The organism is Streptomyces sp. NPDC001027, assembly GCF_040299045.1.
Taxonomy (GTDB): domain Bacteria; phylum Actinomycetota; class Actinomycetes; order Streptomycetales; family Streptomycetaceae; genus Streptomyces.
The window spans coordinates 1-6480 of record NZ_JBEPBI010000341.1 but is presented as its reverse complement, the minus strand read 5'-3'; the positions used below and the strand labels follow the sequence as shown (position 1 = coordinate 6480).

Sequence of the window (6480 nt, the reverse complement as noted above, 5' to 3'; positions counted from 1 at the left end):
TGAGGAGCGCCCATGGGTCCCCGGGTTCCACGCGTCCCGTGTCCCCATGGCGGGAAGGCCCGCAGTGCCCGGTGCGGCCGCAGCCGGGACGGTGACGTGGACTATCCGCGGGCGGAGAACGCGTCGACGCCGGTCAGCTCGGCGGACAGCTCCCACAGCCGGGCCGCCTGCTCCGGGTCGGTCGCCCACTCCTTGACGCCCGTGCGCTCGCCGTCCGCGCCCGCCGGCTCGGCGACGTCGCAGTCCTCGAGATAGACCCCGCCCATCCCGTCGAGCTGCGCGGAGGTCGCCGCCCAGACCTGGGTGGCGGCGCCCTGCTGCGGGGACTTGAAGCCCTCCTGGGCGATGACGTTGCCCTCCTCGTCGATCCAGCCGCGCTCGATCATCTCCTGCTTCGGCAGGTGTCGCTGCAGGGGCGTGATGATGCCGCCGGGGTGCAGCGAGAAGGCCCGCACGCCCCGGTCGCGGGCGAGCCGGTCCAGGTGTCGGGCGAACAGCACGTTCGCGGTCTTCGCCTGCCCGTAGGCCTGCCACTTGTCGTAGCCGTGCCGCCAGTGGACGTCGTCCCAGCGCATGCCGGAGAAGTGGTGGCCGCGCGAGGACACCGCGACCACGCGGGCCCCGCCGGGCTCGATCGCGGGCCACAGCCGGTTGACGAGGGCGAAGTGGCCGAGGTGGTTGGTGGCGAACTGCGCCTCCCAGCCGGGCCCGACCCGGGTCTCGGGGCAGGCCATCACGCCGGCGTTGCCGATGAACAGGTCGACGGTGCGGCCGGAGGCGAGGAAGCGGTCGGCGAAGCCGCGCACGCTGTCCAGGTCGGCCAGGTCCAGCTCCTCCACCTCGACGCCGTCGAGGCCGCCCAGGGCCTCCCGGGCGGCGTCGGGGCGACGGGCGGGGACGACGACACGGGCGCCGGCCCTGGTCAGCGAGCGGGTGGTCTCCAGCCCCAGCCCCGAGTAGCCGCCGGTGACGACCGCGAGCCGTCCGGTCAGGTCGACGCCGGCGAGGACGTCGTCGGCGGTGCTGTGGGCGTCGAACCCCGAGCCGATCTTGTGCTGTGCAGTGCTCATGCCGGGAACGCTACGAATTGGAGTGCGCTCGAAGTCAAGCGCCCGGGTCGGGGGCGGGGCCGGACAGAGGAGAGCCCCGACCGGACGGGGGAATCACGGTCGGGGCGGCTAGGTCGTGGGCGCGCACGGCGGTCGCCTCTCGGCGAGACGCTCCACAGGGCTTCAGCCGGACGATCGTCCCTGTGGGCGGAAGGTGAGGCCCGGGGACACTGTCCCGTCCGCACCCACGATCTGTTCAACGGGCGACCGGTCATGGGTGTTCCCCGAGGCATGGCAGGGCGCGGTGAGGTGTGTCACTGCGGGCTCCGGCCGAGCCGTCACCCCCGGCCCCGGCCCAGCGGACTCGCCGACAGGGACGCCAGCAGGTCGGCCGGGTCGTCGTACACCGTCTCCGCGCCCGCCTCCATCAGGTCGGCCCGGGGGACGCCGCCGCACAGCACGCCCACGCAGCGCACCCCGGCCCGGCGGCCGGCCCGCATGTCCCACACGGTGTCGCCGACGAACACGGCCCCCTCCGCCGACGCCCCGACCAGCTCCAGGGCATGAGCCACCGGCTCCGGCGAGGGCTTGCCCGCCTCGACGTCGTCCGCGCTCGCGGTCGCGGCGATCGCGTCGTCGGCGTCGATGGCGCCCCGAAGCGCGGACAGCTCGGACCCGCTCGCCGAGGTGGCGAGCACCACCGTCCAGCCGTCGTCGCGCAGTCGGCGCAGCAGCCGCCCGGCGTCCCGCAGCGGCGGCAGCCGGTCGAAGTACTGGCCGTACAGCGCCTTGTGGGCGGCGTCGAGCTCCGCGTCCCGGTCAGTGTCCCGGTCCTCGCCGAGCAGGTGGGCGATCAGGTCGTCGGAACCGAGGCCCACCGCCCGGTGCACGGCGTGCATCGGCACCCGGTGGCCCGCCTGCCGGAAAGCCTCCCACCAGGTGACGACGTGCAGGTGGTTGGTGTCGACGAGGGTGCCGTCGACGTCGAACACGGCGGCGCGTGTCATCCCGGATCCTCTCTCTCGAAGCACCCGCCGGGTACCACCTCAGCGGCCCGCCACTCCCGCCGGCGTCCGGCCCTCGTGCGTCCAGGCCAGCAGGTCCGCCAGCGGCCACGCGGTGACGACCCGCTCTGCGGGGACCTCGCACTCCTCGGCCCGCGCGCAGCCGAGGATCTGCCAGTCGAGCTGGCCCGGCGCGTGCGCGTCGGTGTCGACGGAGAACAGCGTGCCCGCCGCCACCGCCCGGCGCAGCAGCCGGCGCGGCGGATCGAGCCGCTCGGGCCGGCTGTTGATCTCCACGGCCGTGCCGGACTCGGCGCACGCCGCGAACACCTCGTCCGCGTCGAACTGCGACTCCGGCCGCCCGCGCCCGCTCACCAGCCGCCCGGTGCAGTGGCCGAGGACGTCGGCGTGCGGATCGCGCACGGCCCTGACCATGCGGCGCGTCATCGCCGGGGCCTCCATCCGCAGCTTGGAGTGCACGGAGACCACGACCACGTCGAGCCGCTCCAGCAGCTCCGGTTCCTGGTCGAGGGATCCGTCGTCGAGGATGTCGCACTCGATGCCGGTCAGCAGCCGGAAGGGCGCCCAGGTCGCGTTGAGCTCCTCGATCACGTCCAGTTGCCGACGCAGCCGCTCGGGGGACAGTCCGCGGGCCACCGTCAGCCGCGGCGAGTGGTCCGTGAGCACCGCCCATTCGTGACCGAGCGCGGCCGCCGTCCGGCCCATCTCCTCGATCGGGCTGCCGCCGTCCGACCAGTCGGAGTGGACGTGGCAGTCTCCGCGCAGCAGCGCCCGCAGCCCGCTCCCCGCACCGTCGGTGAGCGGCCGCCCGGCTTCTTCCTCCAGCTTCGTCAGGTACGACGGCTGGTGCCCGGCCAGGGCCTCGCGCACCACCTGGGCGGTCTTGGGGCCCACGCCCTTCAGCGACTCCAGCGTCCCGGCGGCCGCGCGCTGTTCCACCTCCGCCGCGGGCAGCCCGCCCAGTACGCGGCCCGCCGTGCGGAACGCGCGCACCCGATAGGTAGGCGCCAGCGACCGCTCCAGCAGGAAGGCGATCCGCTCCAGGGCCTCGACGGGGTCCATCGCCACCTCCTGGCTCCAGAGTTCCCCGCCCGCGCGCGGACCGCACGTCGGGCGCACGACTCACCCCGCCCTGTCCGGATGTCCGTGATCGAACGATTCGCGGTGACCGGTTCCGCTCTACCCTCTATGTCATGACCGAAATCGCGAGCCTCCGTATCTCCCGACCGCGGATCATGGTGCTCGGGGTGCAGCCCGCCGCCGTACCGTTCCGCATCGTGGAAATCGACGCCGAGGTGGTCGGCGAGGCCAGGGACGTGACCGACGTCCTCGAGATCGCCGCCGCGTACGGCATCACCGTGCACGACCTCGACGACCCGGACGTGGTGCGCTGGGTGGGCGGCGACAGGTACACCTGGAACCCGCGCTGACGCCGGTCCGGCGCTCGCCCCCGCCCCGCCCTCACGCGCGCGGCCTGCGGGCGTGCACCGCCCGGCCGACCCGGCGGCCCAGGATCAGGTAGCCGATGAGCGCGCCGGCCGTGTTGAGGATGACGTCGTCGATGTCGAAGGCGCGTCCGGTCACCAGCGCGCCCTGGGCGAACTCCACCAGCAGCATGACGGTCGCCGTCAGCAGCAGCACGCGCAGCAGCCCGCGGGCCCGGGGGGCGACGACCGGCACCAGCACGCCGAAGGGCACGCCCAGCAGCAGGTTGCCGCCGATCTGCTTCACCGCGTCGCGCAGTGCCGGCTGGTCCAGATAGGCCCGCAGCGAGTCACCCGGCCGCAGGTTGGAGTGCACCAGGGCCGCCGAGGCGGGTGAGGGCTCCAGCGTGATCCGGGCGAGCGCGACGGCGAACGCGACCATGAACGCGAAGGCGCAGAGCATGGCCAGCAGCCGCAGCGGGAACGGCAGCGGACGGTCGGTCTTCGCGGCGGACCGCCGGTCGGTCCTGCCGTCGGCCTCGGCCCCGGCCTTGCGGTCGGTTCTGGCGCCGGCCTTCGCGCCGGCCTTCGCCCCGGCCTTCACCCCGCCCTTGCGGTCGGTCCTCCCGCCGCTCCACGGGAACCTCCCGGTCCTGTCCTTGGGCTTCCCCGGCGACTTGGCGCCGCGCGGACGGAACGCGGTGAGCGGACGGAGCGCTGCACGGGCCATGCGGTCCTCCAGTAGTCAACTTCCTTGTGTGACAGGGCGATTACCCACGAAACCGCTGAGGATGCGGGCCTTCCCGACCGGCGCCGGACGCGAGGCCCGGCGCCGCGGGGGAGGGAGAGTCAGGAGGCGTAGACCACCTTCACCGTCGTGAAGCCGAGGGAGTGCAGCAGCCCCTCCAGCATGTCCGTGGTGTTGCTCTCGGCCCGCGCGGTCAGCTCGCTCTCCTTCGCCGCGTCGCCGATGTGGCGGACCGCGAGCTTCTGCACGGCCTGTTCGCCGCCGGGATTGTCGGAGAAGAGGTCGCCGAGGCGGTCCAGCAGACCGCGCTGCTTGGAGACCGCGTAGGAACGGTCGGGGTCGAGCGCCGGGGCGCCGAGCCGCGCGTGCGGCAGCCGGAGCGTGGCGGAGGTGCGGTCCTCGTCGACCGTCACGTCGTCGTCGCCGACCTTGCCGAGGTCGACGTAGGCGTCCACGGTGCCCGCCCCGACGTACAGGGTGCGGGTGCCGCGGATCGCGTCGGGGAGGTACTTGGCGTCCTTCTCCAGGTCCACGACGACCTGGAAGTTGCCGGAGGCGGCGTCGTAGCGGCTCATGTCCTGGATGGACTGCAGCAGGGCGGGGCCCGTTCGGTCGTGGGTCTCGGCGCCGAAGAAGTCGCGCAGTCCCGGCAGCAGGCTCAGCCGGATCCCGGCGAACATCACGACGAGCACGACCACGACGGCGGTGAGCGCCTTGGCCCAGCCGGGCATGCGGCCGGGCAGACGTCTGGCGGGCTGGTCGGCCTTGGTGGGTTCGGTGGGCTCGATGGAAGTCGTCATGGGGACGGCCCTCCTTCCTGAGGACACGGATTCCCGCCGATTCGGCTGTCAGACCGCCTTGTTGGCAACCTGTGACGTACGGGGCCGGCGGGCGCCCGGGTCCTTCCGCGTCGTCGCGGCGCCCTCGCCGGTGCGGGCCGGTCGCCGGTCCGCGGACGTCCGCGCACGTCCGGCTGCAGGCTCCCGGACACCGCCCGCTCCGGCGGCCCGGGCTGCCGGGGCCGCCCATGTCACCCGGGCGGCGGATGCGCCCGCTGCGTTCCGCCCGCCGGGTCGACGGGTCCGCCGGCGGGCCGTGCCCGCCTCTCCCGGGGGCCGGTGGGGGCGGGGGCTCGGGCGGGCGGAATACGGCCGGCCTGCGAGGGTGGGCGCGACGGGCTCGGTCCGTAGCATGGGAGATCCCGCCCCGGCCGGACATGATCAGCGAGGAGCCGATCGTGCGAGACATCTCCGTGTTCAGCGGCAGTGCCCACCCCGAGCTGGCAGCCGAGGTCTGTGCTCACCTCGGCGTGCCCCTGAGTCCCACCCGCCTCAGCAGGTTCGCCAACGACTGCCTGGAGGTCCAGCTCCAGGCCAACTGTCGGGAGCGGGACGTCTTCCTCGTCCAGCCCCTGGTCCGGCCCGTCCAGGAGCACCTCGTCGAACTGCTGCTGATGTGCGACGCCGCCAGGGGCGCGTCGGCGGGCCGGATCACGGTCGTCATGCCGCACTACTCCTACGCCCGCTCGGACAAGAAGGACGCGCCCCGGATCTCGCTCGGCGGCCGGCTGGTCGCCGACCTGATGGCGGCGGCCGGCGTCCACCGGGTGCTCGCCATGACGCTGCACTCGCCCCAGGTGCACGGCTTCTTCTCGATGCCCGTCGACCATCTGCACGCCCTGCGGGAGCTGGCCGCCCACTTCCGCCGTTACGACCTCACCCGCACCACCGTCGTCTCGCCGGACCTCGGCAACGCCAAGGAGGCCGCGGCGTTCGCCCGGATGATCGGCGCCCAGGTGGCGGCGGGGGCCAAACAGCGGTTCGCCGACGACCGGGTCAGCATCAGCGCCGTGATCGGCGAGGTGGCGGGGCGCGACGTGATCGTGCTCGACGACGAGATCGCCAAGGGCAGCACGGTCCTGGAACTGCTCGACCGGTTGCGGGAGTCGCAGCCGCGGTCGATACGGGTGGCGTGCACGCACGGCCTGTTCGCGGCCGGCGCGCTGAAACGGCTCAGCGAGCAGAGCGACGTGCTGGAGATCGTGTGCACCAACACGGTGCCGGTGCCCGCCGAGCAGCACACCGACAAGCTGCGGATCCTGTCCATCGCCCCCGCCCTCGCGGAGGCCGTCCGCCGTATCCACAACGGCGAGTCGGTCAGCGCCCTGTTCGACGCGGCGCGCGGCGAGCAGGCGGGGGCCGGCCGGGTCGAAAGGACCCTCGAGCAGCGCTTCC

The 6480-nt window shown here is 73.6% G+C and carries 7 protein-coding genes; 2 read left to right on the top strand and 5 right to left on the bottom strand.

The genetic code is table 11. The features are described from left to right. Window positions 1–101: 101 nt before the first annotated feature. The 3 genes from ABT300_RS40005 to ABT300_RS39995 form a co-directional block, all read right to left on the bottom strand. Window positions 102–1070, bottom strand: a complete 969-nt coding sequence (locus ABT300_RS40005) for an SDR family NAD(P)-dependent oxidoreductase (RefSeq protein WP_351686891.1) — start codon at window positions 1068–1070, stop codon at window positions 102–104. A 317-nt stretch (window positions 1071–1387) separates the two neighbouring features. Next, window positions 1388–2056: an HAD family hydrolase gene (locus tag ABT300_RS40000; RefSeq protein ID WP_351686889.1), complete on the bottom strand. Its 669-nt coding sequence runs from the start codon at window positions 2054–2056 to the stop codon at window positions 1388–1390. 39 nt (window positions 2057–2095) lie between these two features. Continuing rightward, the gene (locus tag ABT300_RS39995) at window positions 2096–3136 is read right to left on the bottom strand and encodes a PHP domain-containing protein (protein WP_351686886.1); all 1041 of its coding nucleotides are present in this window, start codon (window positions 3134–3136) and stop codon (window positions 2096–2098) included. A gap of 131 nt (window positions 3137–3267) precedes the next feature. Between ABT300_RS39995 and ABT300_RS39990 the strand changes: the two genes are divergently transcribed. Further along, window positions 3268–3504: a hypothetical protein gene (locus ABT300_RS39990; RefSeq protein ID WP_351686884.1), complete on the top strand. Its 237-nt coding sequence runs from the start codon at window positions 3268–3270 to the stop codon at window positions 3502–3504. A 31-nt stretch (window positions 3505–3535) separates the two neighbouring features. Here ABT300_RS39990 and ABT300_RS39985 read toward each other — a convergent pair whose 3' ends face one another. Then, complete coding sequence (locus ABT300_RS39985) at window positions 3536–4228, bottom strand: VanZ family protein (protein ID WP_351686881.1); 693 nt, start codon at window positions 4226–4228, stop codon at window positions 3536–3538. A 119-nt stretch (window positions 4229–4347) separates the two neighbouring features. After that, window positions 4348–5046: a DUF4230 domain-containing protein gene (locus ABT300_RS39980; RefSeq protein WP_351686878.1), complete on the bottom strand. Its 699-nt coding sequence runs from the start codon at window positions 5044–5046 to the stop codon at window positions 4348–4350. Between the two features lie 437 nt (window positions 5047–5483). Between ABT300_RS39980 and ABT300_RS39975 the strand changes: the two genes are divergently transcribed. Beyond that, window positions 5484–6480: ribose-phosphate diphosphokinase (locus ABT300_RS39975; protein WP_351686876.1), on the top strand; the 997-nt coding region annotated here is incomplete at its 3' end.